Source organism: Advenella sp. (genome assembly GCF_052108595.1).
Classification (GTDB): Bacteria; Pseudomonadota; Gammaproteobacteria; order Burkholderiales; family Burkholderiaceae_B; genus Advenella.
This window is the reverse complement of record NZ_JBQEAU010000037.1, coordinates 1-19,122: the sequence shown is the minus strand read 5'-3', so window position 1 is coordinate 19,122 and position 19,122 is coordinate 1. Positions and strand designations below refer to the sequence as shown.

The window sequence follows — 19,122 nt, the reverse complement described above, 5'->3', positions numbered from 1 at the left end:
AACAATTTGGCGATTAAACGGCTAGGCTGCGCCTCGCTCGCCGGACACCTTGGGCAGTTTTTTGGAGCCAGATCCGGGCTCATTGCTTTTTTCCAATGTGAGCCTGTCTGCCAGCACAGAGGCGAGCACACCGAATACCAGCGCCCAGAATGGTGCACTGATACCAAGCAGGTTGAGCGAACTCATGCCAACAACAAAAGCCACAAAAGCGCCAACCTGATTACCCAGCTTTGGCCCGAATGCTCCCTGCAACGAGCTGAGCAGCACGCCAATCATTGCCAGGCCGGCAACGACGCCGATCAGGGGTTTGGGCAACGCCATGACAAAAGGAACCGCAAGACCTGCTACCAGGCCAAACGCGCCGAACAGAACACCATTGACAATCGTGGCTCCGTAGCGTTTGTCCTTGTCCTCTCCGGCCTGTTCAGAAGCACAAATCGCCGTCATGGGCCCGGCAATATTGGCGTTATGTCCACCCATCATGCCGGCAACAATGCCGCCAATACCGCTGATAACTGTCATGGTATTGATAGGCGGTTTGTAACCTTCGGCCATGAGTACGCCGATGGACTGCGCATTTTCGGCGCCGATCACCAAGGCGGCCAGTGGCACGGCAATGCCAAAGAATGCCCCTACGCTAAATACGGGAGCAGTGAACTGGGGCATGACAAAGGCCAGATCCGTTGTGCCGGTCTGCAGTCCCCCTGTGGCCACGGTAATAATCAGTCCGACAACCAGTGCGGCCAGCACCGGCGGAACACGACGCGTCAGTCGCCCAGTCAAAAAGAAAGCAAGCGCAGCCAGCCCTGCAATCAATGGTGCCGCGCTCACTGCTTCCACTGCACCAATTCCAAAACGTATCATTGCGCCGGCAATCATCGCCATCACAATTGGCATGGGCACCCAGCGCATGATACGTCCGATCACACCCGTGACACCAAGAATGAGCACCAGCACGCCGGCCATGATAAAGGCACCCACCGCTTCCTGATATGAAAAGGAGGCGAAGGCGGCAGCCATGATCGCGGCGCCCGGGATAGAGTATGCCCCGGTAATCGGCATACGGTAGCGCATGCCCATAAAAATACTGATGATGCCGCCCAGCAAATAGATGGCCAGCAACCATGCAACGGTCTGACCGTTGCTCAACTGTCCAGCCTGGGCTGCTCCGATCACGATCAACGCGGGGCCGGAGCAACCAAAAATGGCGGCGACCAGGCCTGCACTTATCGAATTGAGATTCAACGCGGCAGGCAAGCCTCTTAATCCTGCAATCCACCCCGGTGCGACCGGATCTTTGTGAGCTTCCTTGTGCTCAACCGCAGATTGTCTTGTATCCATACTTGTCTCCTGAAAGGCTCGATATTGATCGAGCCTTTTGTTGTAACCGGCATGCCCGTGCCTTGCCGGCCGGCGTGCCGGATGTTTTATTTGCCCGTGAAATTGGCCTTACGCTTGCCGTGGAACGCTTCCACCCCTTCACGGAAGTCCTCTGAACTGCGCAAGCGGCTATAGCAATGACCTTCCAGTTCGATGGCGGTCGTCAGCGAAGCGTCCTCGCTGTCATTCAGTAATTTTTTGGCGGTGCGTTGTGCGAGCGGGGAAAACTTCAACAGTTCTGCCACCAATTTGTCAGTCGCCGCTTCAAGCTGATCATCCTGTACACACTCCAGCGCCAGCCCCCAGTCATACGCCTGCGGACCAGGGATGCGGCGTGAACGCATGACGATGTCCTTGGTGCGACCGATACCCACCATTTTTTGCAACCGGGCCGAGCCGCCGGAGCCTGGGATTTGCCCCAGTTTTTGCTCTGGCAGCGCATATTGCGTTGTCGTAGTCACGATACGAAAATCGCAGGCCAGCGAAATTTCAAACCCCACCCCGAAACAATAGCCGCGGTTGGCCGCGATCACCGGTTTGGAGCAACGCTCAGGCGAGGCAATATTCCAGGCCAGCTTGGAGACATGCTCGGGCGAGGCATCCAGAAAACCGCGAATATCGCCGCCGCTGGAAAAATGCTCGCCCTCCGAGCGCAAAACAATGACACGCACATCATCATTGGCGTCCAGAGCTTCGAAAACCAGACGCAATTGCTCGCGCTGCGGCATGGAAATGATATTAAATGGTGGTCGCTGCAGCACAATGTCTGCACGCTGTCCGGCCGGATCGATATCGACCCGGAAGCCATCCAGTTGCTCCAGCAGGTCGTGCGCAGGGTGTTTAATTTGAGTCATTCGGTAATCCTTATTTAAATTTCAATTAGTCAGATCGATGGCAGGCGTGCAATCGGTATCGGCTTCATACTCACCGGACACTAACTTGCGACGCAGAATTTTTCCAACGGGGGATTTGGGTAAGGCGGCCACAAAAACGTATTCGCGCGGCCGCTTAAAGTTGGCCAGGTCAGTGGACCGGCAGTACCGGTCAAGCTCCTGCGCGTCCACTTTTGCCTGACGTTTGACGAATGCAACCACCCGGTGGCCCCATCGTTCATCCTTGACGCCGGCCACGGCAACTTCATCGACCGCAGGGTGCAGGGAAATCACAGATTCGATATCCACCGGCGAGATGTTTTCTCCACCACTGATAATCATGTCGTCCACACGTCCGCTAACGAACAGTTCGCCATCGGGATCGTAATAGCCAATATCACCAGTGAAATACCAGTGGCCGATCAGTGATTTTTCGTTGGCGTCCGGCCGATTCCAGTATCCTTCGAACGCCTCGTCGCCATCCAGATGGGCAATGATCTGCCCCTCTTCCATGGCTTGAACCCGTTCCTCCGGATTGCTGCTGCCAAGCCTGATGACACGCAAACGGCAATTGATGGCCGCGCGACCGCAGGAGCCAGCCTTGAGCCGCGCATTCTGGGTAATTGCCATGGTGTAGACTTCAGAACTGCCATAGTGATTCACAAACAGATCGGGAGCAAACGCCTTGTCGATGCGACGCAATAGCGCTTCGGACATTGGCGCACCGGCAAATCCTAGCTTGCGTACGCGACTGACGTCAGTAGCAGAAAATTGGGGATGCGACAGCATATCGTGATAGAGCGTGGGCACCAGGTACAGGTTGGTCACGCCTTCAGCTTCAATCAGCGACAGCGCCTGGGCCACATCGAATTTGGGCATGCACACGAAACACCCGTCAATGAGCGCCATGGAGAGCAAAGAGCGCACGCCCATGGTGTGATAAAGCGGCATGACGCCCAGGGTACATTCCCCATAGGCGTACAGGTTCTGTGCAACGTGAGCCACGGCCGCGGCGCGCTCGTGCCGATGCCTGCGCGGCACCCCCTTGGGCTTGCCCGTGGTGCCCGAGGTATAAAGCATGAGCGAGACGTCTTGCGCACTGGCGCGCGATGTGCCTTCGATCGGCGTGGCCGCCAGCAACTGTTCGAACCGCAGGCTGCCAGGCGCACCCTGACCAACGGCGATCGCACCGATCGTCGACATGGCCTTGGCGCCTCGCACCGCCTCGATGCAGGAATCGTCGTAGATGATCAATTTGGCGGTTGAGTCGACAATACAGTAATCGATCTCGTCAGCCTTGGACCGCCAGTTCAGCGGCGTTACGATCGCGCCAAGCAACTGGCAGGCCCAGTGCACGGTCGCCATCTCCCAGCGATTCTGCATCACCACCAGCAGATGATCACCGTGTCCAAGCCCCTGTTTCTCCAGACCGCCCGCAACAGCCTTGATCGTTTCAAACCATTGCGCATAAGTCAGCCGCTTTCCCTCGGCCACCAGGGCCAGCGCGTTCGGGTTGCGTTCAACACTTTGGATAAAAGTGCTTCCCAGATCAAGCATGTGAAGTCTCCGATTTTTCAGTTTTCAATTGGTTAGCCACATCAAGGATGGCCTCTACTATCGGTGTATATCCGGTGCACCGGCACAGGTGCCCGGACAGCATGTCGCGAACCTGCTCTTCGGTCGGGTCGGCAAGCCGCTCAAGGAAATCGACACAAGACATAAGAATGCCGGCTGTGCAAAAGCCGCATTGCAAAGCGTGGTGTTTCTTGAAAGCCTGCTGCAGAGCACCAAGCGTGCCGTCGTGGTTGCCCAGGCCCTCGACCGTGCGCAGATCGCAACCGTCCACCTGGCGGGCCAGGCACAGGCAGGACCGCGTGGCAACGCCATCAATCTGTACCGTGCATGCGCCGCAGACACCGTGCTCACAGCCTACATGGGTGCCAGTGGCCCCCAATTCGTGCCGGATGAAATCAGACAGCAGCATGCGGCTTTCTGCGTGACCAGTACGGGCGACACCGTTGACCGTAACGTTAATGGGATGCCTGGTACGTTGTTCCGACATAACTAGTCCTTGTTTTTTTCACAGCGGGAAAGCGCCGTTTCGATTGTGTGCTGCCCCAGCTCGCGCACCAGGTGACGCCGGTATGCTGCCGAAGCATGCTGATCGTCCTGAGCATCCAGTTGCCAGGCCAGGTCATTCAATGTTTCCGTGAACGACGCCTGGTCATTGCGTGCCCATTGCACAACGACCGGCTTGTCGGCAACCCCGCCAATGCCCAGCCGTATCCTTTCCGGCCCCGCATCCACGGCGCATGCCACAATCGCGAAATCGCCACGGCGCAACGCAAATTCATCAAACGCGTAGCCATGTCCGGCCTTGGCCACCGGAAAGCGCACTTCGGTCACCAGTTCATCAGCCTTTCTGGCAGTGGTGAGCATGCCTTGCTGGAACTGCGCCGCATCCAGCTTGCGCGCGCCTTGCCGTGAGCGCAGCACAACCTGGCCGCCAAGGGTTGCAAGACACAAGGGCAGCTCTGCACTGGGGTCCGCGTGCGCAATAGAACCGGCAATGGTTCCCCGATTGCGGATTTGATAGTGAGAGATAAACGGGATCGCCTCTGCCAGCATGGGGACGGCCCGGGCCAGATCGGGCCAATATTGCAGTTGGGCCTGTGTGGTGCTGGCGCCAATACACAGCATGCCTTTTTCCTGACGGACGAACTTGAGTTCCTCACACCGCGATATATCCAACAGATAAGCAGGCTGGGCCAGCCGCATGTTCAGCAGGATGACAAGCGATTGTCCGCCAGCCAGTATGCGTGCGTTTTCTCCTGCCTCATGCAGCCATTGCACTGCCTCGGAAACCTTGTCAACGCGCTTGTATTCAAATGCCAGTGGCTTCATTTTTTAATCCTCAGAAACCGCAACACGCGGTGCCAGACGCCTTCCGAGCCGCTAGCGGTGTCCTGTCCCGATGCCTGACGGCCAAGCTGCTCGAATAGTTGGCCCAGCACCATGCGGGCCGCGCCTTCGAGCATGCGCCCCCCCACAGCAGCAACCTTGCCCTGAACTTCGGCTTCATACTGGTATTTCATCAGCGTGCCTTGCTCATTGGCCTGCAGCACAATGTCGCCGCCGCCTTCTGCGCCACCAAGCGATGAGACGCCTTTACCCTGCAAATGGAGTGAATGCGGCCGGTCGATATTGGTCAGGGAGATCGTGGCTTCATAGCGCGCCTTGATCATCCCGATGCTGATCGTCACGTCGGCGCGGTATTGGTTTTCGCCGATGCGCTGCAGTTCCCGGCAGCCTGGAATCACCTTGGCCAGCGCTTGCGGATCCATCAGTACATCGAATACTTTGTCGGGCGAAGCAGGGATCTGCGTACTTCCCGATGCGGACAACGCGTGTCCGCGTCCGGTTTTTTTGGCCGGCTTATGCACTTGCACGTCGCCAGACGGTGGCGGATCGTCAAAGCCGATAAGATCGAGCACCCGGTTCGGGGTCAGCGGCAGGCGGATATCCGGCTGTCTGCCCAACGGGCTTAATGCATCAGCCACGGCGTTCGCAATACACACGGGCGTGCTCATATTGTTGCCTTCGCCCAGGCCCTTTGCGCCCAGCGGGGTGAACGGACTGGGCGTTTCCAGATGCACAATGACAGGATCGGGCACTTCGTAGCTTGTAGGCACGAGGTAATCAGCAAAGGTACCGGACTGAAACCCACCATCGTCGCCATAGCGAAATTCCTCAAGCAAGGCGGCGCCCAATCCCTGGGCAAACGCGCCCCGGATTTGTCCGTCTGCCATGGCGGGATTCAGGATTCTGCCTGCGTCGTGGGCGGTCACATATCGGTCAATCGTGACGCGCCCGGTCTTGCGGTCAATTTCGACCGCACAAATATCGAAGGCAAAACCATAGGCAGCCGACGTATTGACACGGTCGTCTTCAGTAGGCGCGCCCAACGACTCGGGCGTCCAGAACTCGGTCACCCTCATGCCAGGGGCCATCCCTTCAGGCAGCTCGGCAGGCGCCCAGTGAGCGCTGCTGGCCAGCCTTGCAAACGGTATTGCCTTGTCCGCCTGGCCCTTGCGAAACACTAACCCGTCTTCAAATGCCATGTCCGAAGCCTCGCCACCAAGCTGGTGGGCAGCCATGTCGGCCATTTTTGCCTTCAGCCGCGTTGCCGCCAGGTGAACCGTTCCAGCAACCGCGCCGGCAAACCGGCTGGAGTAGTTGCCGGCGGCAACCGACCAGGCATCCTTGTCCGTATCGAAATCCACATTGACGTGGATATCCTTGGGCTGCAGACCGAACACATCTGCCACTACCTGGGCGCATACCGTGACATGGCCTTGTCCTGCCGGAGAGGATGCAATAATCACTGTCACGCTGCCCAGTAAATCGATATTGACTGTCGCCGTTGCGATGCCGCCATTCTTGGGGCCTGCCTTGGCCCGCTGCTGCGGCGTCAGCGCAACCGTGATGTAGCCCATATTGGAAATCGACGGCTCGACAATGGCCGCATAGCCAATGCCATACAGTTTTCCCTGAGCGCGCGCCTGATCCCTTCGTTGCAATAGTTCTTCAAGTCCACCCTGTGCAATGGCCGCATCCATGGCTTGCTGATAATCGCCAGAATCAAGCAGTGCGCCTGCCGCTGCCCGATACGGAAATTGATCCGCCTGGATAAAATTGCGTCGGTAGACGTCCAGCGGATCCATCTTCAGATGCTGCGCAATCCGCTGCACCATGCGCTCAAGGGCAAAGTAAACCTGCGGGCCGCCGAATCCGCGCACCAGGCCCGAAGGCATCTTGTTCGTGACCACCACGCGATTGCGCACCTGCAAGTCGGCGATACGGTAAGCCCCGGTCAATATGCCGTGCATGCGGTAAAAGGTGGCTGGCTCGGGCGCCCTCAGGTAGGCACCCACGTCGTCCATCTGGTCCAGGTCAAGCGCCCGAATCCTGCCATCACTGTCAAAAGCAGCCTTGATGGTGGCTTTTCGGCCGTTTGCCGCCGTTGCCGCGCTCAGATGTTCGAGCCGGTCCTCAACCCACTTGACTGGTGCGCCACCGGCCTTGCGGGAAGCCAGGCACATCAGAACCACCGCGGTAAACACAGCTTGCTTGACGCCAAAACTGCCGCCTGAGTCAGGTGCAGAACGATGCCGCAGACGATTGCCGGGCACCTGTAGCGCCAGCGACATGACCGCGTGCATGGAAAACGGTCCCATAAAGTTCGAACAGACGTCATATCCCGCCTCGCCCGCCAGGTGCTCGGCGATCACGACGCCGCATTCGATCGGCGTACAGGAGTTGCGCGGATATTCAATATTGAGCGACAGGGTATGCTCCGCCTCGCGAAAACGCGATTCCGGGTCCCCGTAAGTGAACTGGCGCTCATGAAGCACATTCGTGCCCACGGCTTCATGCAGTATTGCAGCGTCGTCTGACATGGCCCCGTCTATGCTGCTGACGGCCGGCAAGGCCTCAAATTCGATCTTAATACCGTCCAGGGCGTCCTCTGCCAGATAACGGTCTTCAGCAATGACAACTGCAATCGGCTCGCCAACGTAACGAACCTTGTCCATGGCCAGCGCCCACATTTCCATGGGCATTTTTACCCCATTGATGAACGGTCGCGACCATGCCCGCACGTCGTCAGGCGTGAGCACCGCCCTGACGCCGGGCATTTTTTCCGCCTGCGAAACGTCAATGGATTTGATGCGTGCGTGAGGGTAGCTGGAGCGATACACCGCCGCATGCAGAGTGCCTGGCTTGACCGCCAGGTCGTCGCCGAAGCGACCCCTTCCGGTAAGTAGCGGAATGCTTTCAAACCGCTCGACCCTTTGGCCGACAAACTTGCTGGCGCCACTGACTGGCGCGCTTTCAACGGTGCCCATGCACTGCCTCCGAAAATACCGTGATTGGAGCCAGTGCAGGCAAACTGACGGATCGCTCAGATTATCCCGGGGTGTTGGCTCCTGTTCATTGTTCGTCTTTTTTTCTATTGACTTTTCTATCGGGCCAGCATGGCCAGAGATGAAAATGAACGCGTGACCGACAGTATAGGAATGGGGCATAGCAAAAGCTTTACCTGGCAGTCCGGTCAATTACCTTTGAGTCTGATTTTTTTATTCAAGTGAAATACACAGACAACGGGTGAACCGCCCTGCAGGGTATTGCGGGCTGGCGGCACAAGACGCGAGCGCTGGAAACGAAGTAACCGTTAAATTGGTGTCTCTGTATCGGCTATGGGACGCATTTGGCGTTACCAAAGTGCAAGCGCTTGCCCAACGAGCACGGGCCGCAAGATGTCATAGCGTTATTTTCATCAATGTGGTCAAATTCATACTCATCGACACGCAACACGCTAAGATAAAACAATGACTTCTTCTTCCAGGCTGAAGCAGGCTTATAGCGCCTTTGATGCCGTCAACAAAACCGATCCCAACGCTTTCCACTGGCAGGAACAAGACTGGCCGCGCGAGTTATTCCTGGCCATCAAACTGACTGAATGGGTTCTGAAACTTGCCCCGAATGCGTCTGAACCCTTGCGATTGGCGGCGCGCTGCCAGCATATCGGCCGCTGGCAAATTCCCCGGCGTGAGTACCCGCAAGGACGTATTGGTTACCTGACCTGGCGCAAGGCGCTGGCCCGGCATCATGCTGACATGGCCGCGCGTATACTGGGCCAATTGGAATACGATGAGCAAACGATTGGGCGCGTACAGATGATTGTCCTCAAACGCGGCATCAAGCAGGATGCCGATGTTCAGGTCATGGAAAATGCGCTGTGTCTGGTCTTTCTCCAGTATCAGTTCGACTCGTTCCGGCTGGATAATGAAGAGAAGATCGTGGGTATCATTCGCAAGTCGTTGCTCAAGATGGATGATGCAGGCCGCCGGCAGGCACTGATGCTGGATTACAGTTCTGCCGGGCTGGCGGTGATTAACGAGGCGCTGTCGGGGTTGTAGGCAAAGCGCCCAGCACCTCTTCATTGTGCTCGCCCAGGACAGGTGGCGGTATCACCTTGGTGCTTCTTTGTCCATCAAACGAAACAGGCGGTCGCACCGTATGGAAGTCGCCCATGGTTTCGTGTCTGGCCGACACAAGAATTTGTAAATGCCGGGCCTGCGGGTCCTCCAGGGCCTCGCTGGTGTCGTACATGGGCGCATGCGGCACATCTTCCGATTCCAGGCGGCGACACCATTCGTTGCGTGAGTGCTTGGCAAATATCCCGCCCAGAATCTGGATCAATGCGTCCTGGTTCTGGATCCGTCCGTTGCGGTCACAAAAGCGCGGATCGTCAAATAGCAAGGGTTGTTCAATCGCTCTTGCCAGGCCTTGCCAGAATTTCTCGGGCGAGGACATATGCAGGGCAATCCATTTTTGATCTGCGCATTTCAAGACATAAGACTGGGAAACGCTCGGGCGACTGTACGGCCCCATGATTTCACCCGCCGAATAATAATGGGTAAAGGCATCCAGGTTGAAGTGGCTCATGGCCTCCAGCATAGACACCTCTACCTTGCGCCCCACGCCGGTACTATTGCGCTCATGCAGGGCACCCAGAATGCCGTATGCCGCGTAAAAGCCAGTAATGGAGTCGGCCAGCGCCGGGCCCACCACGCGCGGGTTTTCCGGGTTGATGAGCAATCCCAGGAAACCACTGGCCGCTTGCGCGACTGAATCGTAGGCCGGCCGCCCTGCAGCCGGACCGGTTGGTCCGAAACCACTGATTGAGCAGTAAATCAGTCCCGGATTGATTTTGCGCAGCCGCTCTTCGCCCACGTTAAGTCTTTCGGCCGCGCCCGGACGAAAGTTCTGAATATATACGTCTGCCGTACGGACCAACTCATCGAAGGCGGCCAGATCGTCAGCCTCCTTGGTATTGAGTGTGATACTGCGCTTGTTGCGATTGTATGTCTGAAAGTGTGGACTATACAGGCCGCCTTTGAAGGCACGAAACGGATCTCCCGTGCCTGGCTGCTCGATCTTGATGACATCTGCCCCAAGGTCTCCCAAGAGCATGCCCGCTGCAGGACCCGTAATGAACGTGCCTTGCTCCAGGACACGAATGCCGTTAAGTACTTTGATCATGGTAAAACTCCATCAGGGTATGCTAGGCGTTATCGGGGGTAAAGCCCTCGGGCAACTGACCATCGTAAACGTAATTGCGTGTCGCCTGATACGACAAGGCAAAACCGATAGGTTTCTGGAACTCCTCTGTCAGATGGCCGATAAGACCTGCCGTACGAGCCAGAATCGGCACGCCTCGCAACGCGGTGATCGGAAAACCCACGCCCAGCAGGACGGCTGGAATGGCCGCAGATACATTGAGCATGAGGCGCTTTCCGACAACGTCTGGAATCACTTTTTCCACCGCATCGGCTATGTGCACATATGTCATATCAGCCCCGGCCCGCTCAGCCACAGCGAACAGCGCAGTCACACGCGGGTCGCGCGCTTTGTGCAGCGGGTGGCCGTAACCCGGGATGGCGCGCTTGTCGGCACGGTACTCGCCCACCACCTGCCTGGCTGCTTCAACATAGTCTTTGCTCTGGCCGGCACGAGTACGAATATCTTCAAGAAAAATGCCGCTGGTTTCAGAAGCCCCGAGAATGACCGAGCCACAACCTAGTATTCCTGCCGCCACGGCGCCCTGCAAGGCGTCGGGTGCGGCGGCCAGTGTCATGCGACTGGCCTGAACGCTGGGGACCAGGCCGTGTTCCGCAATGGCCACCAGGGTGGCATTTAACACTGCGGTTGCTGCCGCGGTTGGCGGCTGTCCCGTGACCAGCAAATGAAAATAGTCTGTGAAAGACATATTGCCGATCAGATCGACGGCAAGGTCTTTCCCCCTGACGACAATGGTCTCGGCGTTAGAGGTGCAGATGGCTGAATGGGGAATGGTTTCTTTACCGATTTTCATAAAGTTCCAATGAGAAGCATTCAGTCGGCTACGCATGCAGGCACGCGCTTGTCGCCGAATAAACGCATTGAACATATTAGGTTTTGCTAAAAGTTTTCATCGTCATCGATGTTTTAAGCACAGGGCATCTTAGGCGGGCCGCTGCCCTTCAAAAGCGGCTTGCAACAACGTGCGTATGCCATCGCGTTCAATCGGACGCGGGTTCCAATAGGGTGTGGCAATTGCGATATCGGCCGCCCTGTCCACATCGCTGTCACGCATCCCAATGTCTTGCAAACCCATCGGCGCACCCAGCGATTGAGCCAGATCGTATAAGGCGCCGGCAGCGCAAACGCCGTCCTGGCCCAGAGCGCGGGCAATCCGTTGCATGGCCTCTGGCGCGGCAGGCGCGTTATAGGCAATCGCGTGCGGCAAGACAATGGAGTGAGTCTGGGCATGCGGCAGATCAAAGCTGCCGGCCACGGTATGGCAAAGCTTGTGATGCAAAGCCATGCCTGCGCCGGCAAGCACCATGCCACAAAGCCAGGCGCCATACAGGCATTGGCTCCTTGCGGCAAGCGAGCTGGTGTTCGGGCTCAGTTGCCGCAAGCCGCTGGCCATGGCGCGTATACCCTCTTCTGCCATTAATGCCAGCACCGGGTTTCCGTCCTTGGCATACAATCCTTCCGCAGCATGGGCAATGGCGTTCATGCCGCTGACGACAGAGACAGCAAAAGGCAGTTTCAAGGTCAGCGATGGGTCATAGATGACGGTGCGCGGCAAGGCTCGCGGATCTTTACCGGTTTTTTTGATGCCGTTCTCGGTGATGCCATAGATGCTGGTCATCTCCGAGCCTGAATAGGTGCTCGGCACTGCCAGGATGGGTAAACCATTTTCAATGGCCAGCGCCTTGGCCAATCCTATCGTGGAACCACCGCCGATTGCCACAATACAGTCGGCCTGCATTGTGCGCGCTGCATCTTGCGCATCGCGTACCGCAGCAACGGGCACATGCATGACTGCCTGATCAAAGATGCCAGCGGCGCACTCACCCAGGGCATCAACCGCCCGTTGAGCCAACGTCCGCTGGCGCGCCGTGCAAAGCACCAGCACTTTGCGCGCGCCAAGCAGGCCGGCTTCAGCTTTCAGCACGGTCCAGGCATCGCTGCCAAATACCACTCGTGCCTGTTGGGCGGTGTATAGAAACGTATGCATCACGTCAGTTGACCTTTGCACCCGATTTTTTTACCAGTTCAGCCCACTTTTCAATTTCGGCCGCTTCGAAACCGGCCAGATCCCGGACAGATTCACCGCCTGGCTCTACGCCCTGGTTCTTGAGCTTGGCAGCCAGATCGGGATCGGCCAGCGCCACGTCAGCCGCCTTTTTCAACTTGGCCATGACAGGCTCGGGCGTGCCTGCCGGCGCGTACATCATGAACCACGCAACCAGATCGAATTCGCTATCGGTCTGCTCTGCAATAGAGGGCACGTCAGGCGCTGCGATACTGCGCTGGCTGCTGGATACGCCAATAGCCCGCAGCTTGCCTGCCTTCACATGGGGCAATACCGCGGCGGGGTGGTAAAACATGAACTGCACTTGCCCGGACATTACGTCCTGTAAAGCCATGCTGCCTTCCTTGTAAGGCACATGCAGCATGGTGCCGCCCAACCGGTCTTTCAGCAGATCACCGGCGAGATGCCCCGACGTGCCGCTGCCAGCAGACGAGAACGTGATGCCTGGCTCCGTGGCCGCTGCTTCGCCCAGGTCCTTGACCGTGTGATAGGCAGAGCTGCCGCTTACCACCAGAAACGTCGGCGTTTGTCCCACAAAAGCAATGGGCTCGAAATCTGTCTCGGGATCATAACCACGTTTTGAGTACAGTTCCTTGTTGATCGCATGCGTGCCGACCGTACCCATGACGATCGTATAGCCATCGGGCGCGCTTCGGCTTACCTGCGCGGTCCCGATCGTTCCGCCTGCGCCAGCCTTGTTCTCGATAATGATCGGTTGCCCAAGGACTTTGGACATTCTGTCCGAAAGCAGCCTGGCAATCGTGTCGGTCGTCGTGCCCGCGCCGAACGGTACGATCATGCGCACCGCTTTGGCGGGATATTCCGCAGTCTGAGCCGAGGCCGCCGCGCACAACAATGGCGCACAAACCAGCGCGGCAAGCAGGCCTCGCGCAGCGCGACCAAAGTGTGCATCTTTAAGAGCATTCATCATTGTCTCGTCCTGTGTAGTGCTTTTTGCACTGTATTGGTTGTTGGTATATGAATTACTACACGGGCAAGTCTAGCCGACCTGATGAAAAGATAGAAATGATTGTTTTCGTCTGATATGATCGACAGTATCGATAATCGGAATAGTCATGGAACTCAGACACTTACGATATTTCCTTGCCCTGGCCAGCTCGCTGAACTTTACGCGCGCGGCTGAACGGGTCCATGTCACCCAGTCCACCCTGTCACACCAAATCCGCCAGTTAGAGGAAGAAATCGGCCAGCATTTGTTCGATCGCAGTAGCAAGCGCGTGGCACTGACCGAGGCCGGTGAATCATTCCTGATCTACGCTGCCCGCGCCCTGACGGCCATTGACCAGGGCCTGAGCGAGTTAAAGCAAACGGTTGTCCCCATGACCGGTACAGTGCGCATAGGTACAACCCATACGTTCAATCTGGGATTTTTGCCAGACTGCATCGCCCTGTTTCTGAAGCACAATCCAACGGTCAAGATCATTATTGAAGAATTGTCGGGAGACGCCATCACACAGGGCCTGAAGGCAGAGGAACTTGATGTAGGAATCGCCTATCGCCCTGAACAGCAAAAGGAGATACGCTTTGAGCCATTATTTAACGAGGAACTGGCCCTGGTCGTAGCCAAGACGCATCCACTGGCCAAACGCAAGCGTCTGCGCATTGCCGAGCTGCATCGGGAATCGCTGGTGTTATTGCCATCCAGCTTTTCAACGCGCCGACTGCTTGATGAATGCTTCAACGCTGCTGGTGCCAAGCCCAACATCATTGCCGAAATGAATACCATCCCGGCCATGCTGGGCCTGGTTATGCGCGATCATGTGGGCTTTATCGCCGCTCCTAGCGCTGTGACCGAACATAATAAACCCCTGCGCGTCATTCCACTAGAAGGGCCTACACCAATCCGAACCCATGGCCTGCTGTTTATGGACAGCCACGTTCAGACCCGGGCCAGCATGGCACTGATTGCCCTGATTCGCAAGCAGACCAAGGCCAAAGCCAGCGAACTGGGGGCCACGCCAGCGTAATCAGCAGTATCGCTAAGGCGCCCATCGTCAGACGATGGGCCCGCATGGCAAAACCAGGCTATTGCCCGGCGTCGATTGCACCAATATAGTACCCACTATTATCTATTGTTATGAATGACTTATGTCAACAAGCATTGCTTTGAGTACGCACTTTGAAGTATTCATACGCCAACAGGTAGAGTCGGGCCGTTATAACAACCCCCGCGAAGTCGTGCGCGCCAGTTTGCGCGTGCTAGAAGATCAGGAACGCCTCAACCAGGCCAAACTTGCCGGGCTTCGCCAGCCTATCGCCACTGGCGTGCAATAATCGGCACCACTCCCTTATGTATATAATCGCCCGTACTATCTATCGCAACCGTCACCGGAAAGTTGCGGACTTCAAACTCATAAATGGCTTCCATGCCAAGGTCCTCGAAAGCAACAACACGAGCGTGTGTAATTGTTTTGGCGATCAGGTACGCGGCGCCGCCTACCGCGCTCAGATAAGCGGTTCCTGTCTTTTTGATTACATCAATGGCATGCCGGCTACGTTCGGCCTTGCCGATGGAAATGAGCAGCCCTGCCTTGTCGATGAAATCTTCCAGATAGGCGTCCATGCGATTGGACGTCGTCGGCCCGGCCGGCCCCACCACTTCATCGCCGGTGGCATCTACCGGACCCACATAGTAAATAGCACGCCCGCTCAATGACACAGGCAGCGGTTGATTGTGATGCAACATATTCGCAATACGTTTATGTGCCGCATCGCGCGCTGTCAGCATTTTGCCCGATAGCAGCAGCATGTCCCCTGCTTTCCAGCTTCTTACCTCTTCTTTGGTCAGCGTATCCAGATTCACGGCAATGGATTCGGCCACATTGATCGTATCCGGAATATCCTCCCACAGACTGTCATCATGAACTGGCAGGCGGGCCGATCCACTCCCATCTAATTCAAACGTCATATAGCGGGTGGCTGCGCAATTGGGAACGATGGCAACGGGCAGCATGGCCGCATGACACGGCGCATGTCGCAGCTTGATATCCAGCACGGTGGACTTGCCGCCAAGGCCCTGGGCACCGATATTCAATTCGTTATTGATACGGTGGTACAGTGACAGCCGCAAGCGTTCGTAATCATCAAGAGTGCTCTTGTGCTTCAGTTGCTGAATATCAATGGGCTGATGCAGCGACTCCTTTGCCATTTGCATGGCCTGCTCCGGGCTGCCGCCCAGGCCAATGCCTAGGACGCCGGGCGGGCACCAGCCCGCGCCCAGTTTCGGCATTTGTTTCATCACCCATTCCTCGACGGATTCGTTCGGATTCAACATGGCAAACCGGGCCTTGACGTCGCCCCCGCCCCCTTTGGCGCTCACGGTGACACGCAAGGCGTCGCCTCTGCACATGGTGATATGCAACACCGCTGGCGCATTATTTCCTGTATTTTTGCGCGCACCCAGCGGTTCTCCGACCGTGGTTGCCCGCAATGGATTGTCTGCGTGCGTATAGGCTGCAATAACAGCATTGTCGGCCACTTCCTGCAAGGATGGCATGGGCTGCACGTCGGATGAAAAACGCACCTCCATACCGATTTGCAGGAACACATGCGCAATACCCGTATCCTGGCAGATTGGACGCCTGGCCGACGCGCTCAGCTTGCTATTGATCAGAATTTGCAGGATGGCGTTTTTGGCATATCGGTTGTCCTCTTCAATATAGGCGTGTTTCAGCGCATGAACGTAGTCAGGCGGATGATGATGGCTGACATATTGCAATGCACTGGCAATGCTTTTCTCCAGGTCTTCCAGGCGTATGACGTTCATATTTCACTGAGGCTCGATGCCGGCCTGCTTGATAACGTCGGCCCATTTGCCGATTTCCGACTGGGTGAATTCCTGGAACGCATCCGGCGCGTAGTTTTTCTCTGGCAACAAAAATATTCCCTGTTGTTCCATCTTGTCGGTGAAGGCTTTGTTTTGCATAACTTTCTGATAAGCCTTATAGGTGGTATCAATCATGGCACGTGGTGTTCCCTTTGGAGCATAAATACCATACCAGGTGGATGCCTCCAGGCCGGGCATGGTGCCTGAAATCGTCGGCACATCGGGAAACTGCGACATGGTTTGCGATGCCGTCAAAGCCAGTGCCCGAATCTTGTCGCCTTTGGTCTGGGGCAAGGCAGTATTGGTTTGATCGAACATGGCGTCAACCTGACCACCCATTACATCGTTCAGCGCCGGGCCAGCGCCTTTATAGGAAACCTGCGTGATTTTGATTTTTGCCTTGGCGGCAAACAACTCCGCCACCAGGTGAGAACTGGAGCCAACGCCTGCGTTGCCAAAATTGATCTTGTCCGGGTTTGCCTTGGCAAACTCGATCATCTCGTCCACGGTCTTGTATTGCGAATCCGCGCCCACCAACAGCACCAGTGGCGTATCGGGAAAGCGAAACACCGCGTCAAAATCCTTAATAGGATCGTACTTCATTGTTTTGTACAATGAAGGGGCGGCGGCCATATAACCAAAATGCCCCACCAGAAACGTGTAGCCGTCAGGTTTGGCGTTCGAGGCCTTCGCTGCACCAATTTGCCCGCCGGCCCCACCGACGTTCTCAATAACAATGGGCTGCTTCAACTCTTTCGAAACTTCTGCGGCAACCATCCGCGCCATACCATCGGTCGGTCCGCCTGCGGCAAAGGGAACGATCCAGGTTACCGCCCGCTCTGGGTAAGACTGGGCAAAAGATGGGTTGCTGCAAATTAGTGCTGCCACACTTGTGATAAATAGATGAGTCGTTTTCATAACAGGTTCCTTATTGGCGTTCAGATACGTGCTGAAGCATTCAGGGCATGAGCGACCATTTCTGGTGCCTGTCCCAGGTAATTGGCCGGATCGGTCAAGGCGTGGATCTGCTCGTCGGATAGGTGTTGTGTGACGGCCGGTGTTTGCATGAGTACTTCGGCCAGCGTCTGGCTACCGCTGTTGACCCTAAGGCAGGCGTCGTAGACAACCTCATGGGCCTGGTGTTTTCCTAGATGGGCAGCCAATGCCATCATGACGGACTCGGCCACAATCAGGCCTTTGGAAATACCCAGGTTCTTCTGCATTTGCGCGGCATCCACTTCCAGACCGCCCAGCGCAAAACGTGCCTGGGCCAGCCCGCTTGCCGTAAGCAGAAAGCTTTCGGGAATGGCGATCCACTCGGCATGCCAGGGGCCGGTCGCCCGCTCGAAATCCTGAATCATCGCATCGAGCATCAGCCCGGCATGCTGTCGCACGCCCTTGGCGCAGGCCAGCATAATTTCACTTGAAATTGGATTCCGCTTTTGCGGCATGGTGCTGCTTGCCCCGCGTCCTTTAACGAAGGGCTCATACACTTCGGCATACTCGGTCGATGCCATCAGCATGATATCCAGCGCAATTTTGCCCAGGGAGCCGGTCACCAGCGCGAGAAAATTAAGGGCTTCTGCGAAATTGTCTCGTGCAACATGCCAGGTGGTCACCGGAATGCCCAGCCCAAGTTCGCGCATCATTTCTGCCTGTACTTGCAACCCCATGTCGCCCAGCGAGGCCAGCGTGCCTGCTGCCCCGGCAAGCTGGCCAACCTCCACACGCGGCTTCAGTTCGCGCAAGCGTTGCTCATGCCGATCAAACATGCCAAGCCAGATGGCGCATTTGTAGCCGAACGTAATGGGAAGCGCCTGTTGCAGATGCGTGCGCCCTGCCATCGGCGTGTCTTTGTAAGTAGAAGCCAGCTCCTGAAGGATTGTTCGAAGTGCACGAATATCCGACTCAACCAGAGCCAGCGCCTCTTTGATTTGCAATGCGTTGGCGGTGTCCATAATGTCCTGGGTGGTTGCCCCCCAATGGAGGTACTTACCCGCTTCTTCGCATTGCTCGGCAAGCTGCGTCACCAGCGGCAAAATGGGATAGCCTACGTTTTCCGTTTCGTGTTTAAGCCGCTCAAAATCGAGCTGCTCAAACTTTATTCGACTTTCGATTTCGGCCGCGGCCGTTGCCGGAATCACATTCAGGCGTGATTGCGCCTTTGCCAGGGCTATTTCAACCGCAATGTATTTGCGAATAAGACTGGCATCAGAAAATACGTTGCGCATGGCTGGCGTACCAAACGTATCGCGAAACAGCAGGGAGTCAAAAACAGTGGAGGCAGAAGCAGACAACATAAGAGGTTATTTCCATTATGTACGAACATATTAATATAATATATTATGTACGTACATATTAAATATCGGTAATAACCCTCACTCGCTCAATTGCCCGTATAATTTCGAGCATGAAAAAACTGACGAAATACAACGAAATCGCGCTCAGCCTGAAAGAGGACATCGTCTCCGGCAAGTACGGAATCGGCAGCCTGTTGCCAACAGAATTTGAGTTATCGGCCATGCACAGCGCAAGCCGGCAGACCATCAGATCTGCCATTGCGGAACTGGCGCGCCAGGGGTTTGTCAGTCGTACAAAAAAACTGGGCACACGCGTAGAATCTGCGCTGCCGCAAAACATGTACTTGCACCGGCTCGATTCAATCAACGATCTGGTGCAATTCAGCAACGAGAATAAAAAAGTGGTGCAGACGCTAGAGCAGATCGTGCTGGATAAACAATTGGCCCTGGAGCTGGGACTGGAACCGGGGCTGCACGCATTGAAAATATCAACCATGCGATACGGCAAGGCCG

General features: G+C 56.4%; 17 protein-coding genes. 4 read left to right on the top strand and 13 right to left on the bottom strand.

What is annotated here, in order from left to right:
• Positions 1-21 precede the first annotated feature (21 nt).
• From ACTIKR_RS08750 to ACTIKR_RS08725, 6 genes are all read right to left on the bottom strand, one after another.
• Positions 22-1,341, bottom strand: coding sequence for a benzoate/H(+) symporter BenE family transporter (locus ACTIKR_RS08750; RefSeq protein ID WP_193090417.1), 1,320 nt, complete (start codon positions 1,339-1,341; stop codon positions 22-24).
• 86 nt (positions 1,342-1,427) lie between these two features.
• On the bottom strand, positions 1,428-2,234 hold the full coding sequence (locus ACTIKR_RS08745; protein ID WP_100699256.1) for an enoyl-CoA hydratase/isomerase family protein: 807 nt from the start codon (positions 2,232-2,234) through the stop codon (positions 1,428-1,430).
• A gap of 21 nt (positions 2,235-2,255) precedes the next feature.
• Positions 2,256-3,809, bottom strand: a complete 1,554-nt coding sequence (locus ACTIKR_RS08740; protein ID WP_193090418.1) for an AMP-binding protein — start codon at positions 3,807-3,809, stop codon at positions 2,256-2,258.
• A complete protein-coding gene (locus tag ACTIKR_RS08735; RefSeq protein WP_100699258.1) occupies positions 3,802-4,314 on the bottom strand; it encodes a (2Fe-2S)-binding protein in 513 nt (170 codons plus the stop codon). Before ACTIKR_RS08735 ends, ACTIKR_RS08740 begins: the two co-directional genes overlap by 8 nt.
• Positions 4,315-4,316: 2 nt before the next feature.
• Positions 4,317-5,156, bottom strand: a complete 840-nt coding sequence (locus ACTIKR_RS08730) for an FAD binding domain-containing protein (RefSeq protein ID WP_193090419.1) — start codon at positions 5,154-5,156, stop codon at positions 4,317-4,319.
• Positions 5,153-8,158, bottom strand: coding sequence for a xanthine dehydrogenase family protein molybdopterin-binding subunit (locus ACTIKR_RS08725; RefSeq protein WP_442327638.1), 3,006 nt, complete (start codon positions 8,156-8,158; stop codon positions 5,153-5,155). The genes ACTIKR_RS08730 and ACTIKR_RS08725 overlap by 4 nt, the downstream gene beginning before the upstream one ends.
• Positions 8,159-8,641: 483 nt before the next feature.
• On the opposite strand from ACTIKR_RS08725, the gene ACTIKR_RS08720 reads away from it, so the two are divergent.
• Positions 8,642-9,232, top strand: a complete 591-nt coding sequence (locus ACTIKR_RS08720) for a DUF4202 domain-containing protein (protein ID WP_193090421.1) — start codon at positions 8,642-8,644, stop codon at positions 9,230-9,232.
• Here ACTIKR_RS08720 and ACTIKR_RS08715 read toward each other — a convergent pair.
• The 4 genes from ACTIKR_RS08715 to ACTIKR_RS08700 all read right to left on the bottom strand — a co-directional run bounded on the left by ACTIKR_RS08715 (position 9,207) and on the right by ACTIKR_RS08700 (position 13,393).
• A complete protein-coding gene (locus ACTIKR_RS08715; protein WP_193090422.1) occupies positions 9,207-10,358 on the bottom strand; it encodes a CaiB/BaiF CoA transferase family protein in 1,152 nt (383 codons plus the stop codon). The genes ACTIKR_RS08720 and ACTIKR_RS08715 overlap by 26 nt on opposite strands.
• A 22-nt stretch (positions 10,359-10,380) precedes the next feature.
• Positions 10,381-11,190 carry a citryl-CoA lyase gene (locus ACTIKR_RS08710; protein ID WP_193090423.1) on the bottom strand — a complete coding sequence of 270 codons (810 nt, stop codon included), beginning with the start codon at positions 11,188-11,190 and terminating at the stop codon, positions 10,381-10,383.
• A gap of 129 nt (positions 11,191-11,319) precedes the next feature.
• Positions 11,320-12,384, bottom strand: coding sequence for a maleylacetate reductase (locus ACTIKR_RS08705; protein WP_193090424.1), 1,065 nt, complete (start codon positions 12,382-12,384; stop codon positions 11,320-11,322).
• Positions 12,385-12,388: 4 nt separating this feature from the next.
• Positions 12,389-13,393, bottom strand: a complete 1,005-nt coding sequence (locus ACTIKR_RS08700; protein WP_100699266.1) for a Bug family tripartite tricarboxylate transporter substrate binding protein — start codon at positions 13,391-13,393, stop codon at positions 12,389-12,391.
• A gap of 145 nt (positions 13,394-13,538) precedes the next feature.
• Between ACTIKR_RS08700 and ACTIKR_RS08695 the strand changes: the two genes are divergently transcribed.
• Positions 13,539-14,450, top strand: a complete 912-nt coding sequence (locus tag ACTIKR_RS08695; protein WP_193090425.1) for a LysR substrate-binding domain-containing protein — start codon at positions 13,539-13,541, stop codon at positions 14,448-14,450.
• A gap of 121 nt (positions 14,451-14,571) precedes the next feature.
• Positions 14,572-14,757 (top strand): type II toxin-antitoxin system ParD family antitoxin, encoded by a 186-nt coding sequence (locus tag ACTIKR_RS08690; protein ID WP_193090426.1) that lies wholly within the window; start codon positions 14,572-14,574, stop codon positions 14,755-14,757.
• Here the strand turns inward: ACTIKR_RS08690 and ACTIKR_RS08685 are convergent.
• The 3 genes from ACTIKR_RS08685 to ACTIKR_RS08675 are packed head-to-tail and all read right to left on the bottom strand — an operon-like array spanning position 14,735 to position 18,609.
• The gene (locus tag ACTIKR_RS08685) at positions 14,735-16,249 is read right to left on the bottom strand and encodes a fumarate hydratase (protein WP_100699269.1); all 1,515 of its coding nucleotides are present in this window, start codon (positions 16,247-16,249) and stop codon (positions 14,735-14,737) included. The two genes, ACTIKR_RS08690 and ACTIKR_RS08685, sit on opposite strands and share 23 nt — an antisense overlap.
• A gap of 3 nt (positions 16,250-16,252) precedes the next feature.
• A complete protein-coding gene (locus ACTIKR_RS08680; protein ID WP_100699270.1) occupies positions 16,253-17,227 on the bottom strand; it encodes a Bug family tripartite tricarboxylate transporter substrate binding protein in 975 nt (324 codons plus the stop codon).
• Positions 17,228-17,247: 20 nt separating this feature from the next.
• Positions 17,248-18,609 carry a class-II fumarase/aspartase family protein gene (locus tag ACTIKR_RS08675; RefSeq protein ID WP_193090427.1) on the bottom strand — a complete coding sequence of 454 codons (1,362 nt, stop codon included), beginning with the start codon at positions 18,607-18,609 and terminating at the stop codon, positions 17,248-17,250.
• Positions 18,610-18,719: 110 nt separating this feature from the next.
• Here ACTIKR_RS08675 and ACTIKR_RS08670 point away from each other — a divergent pair.
• The coding region (locus ACTIKR_RS08670) for a GntR family transcriptional regulator (RefSeq protein WP_442327637.1) at positions 18,720-19,122 on the top strand (403 nt) is incomplete at its 3' end.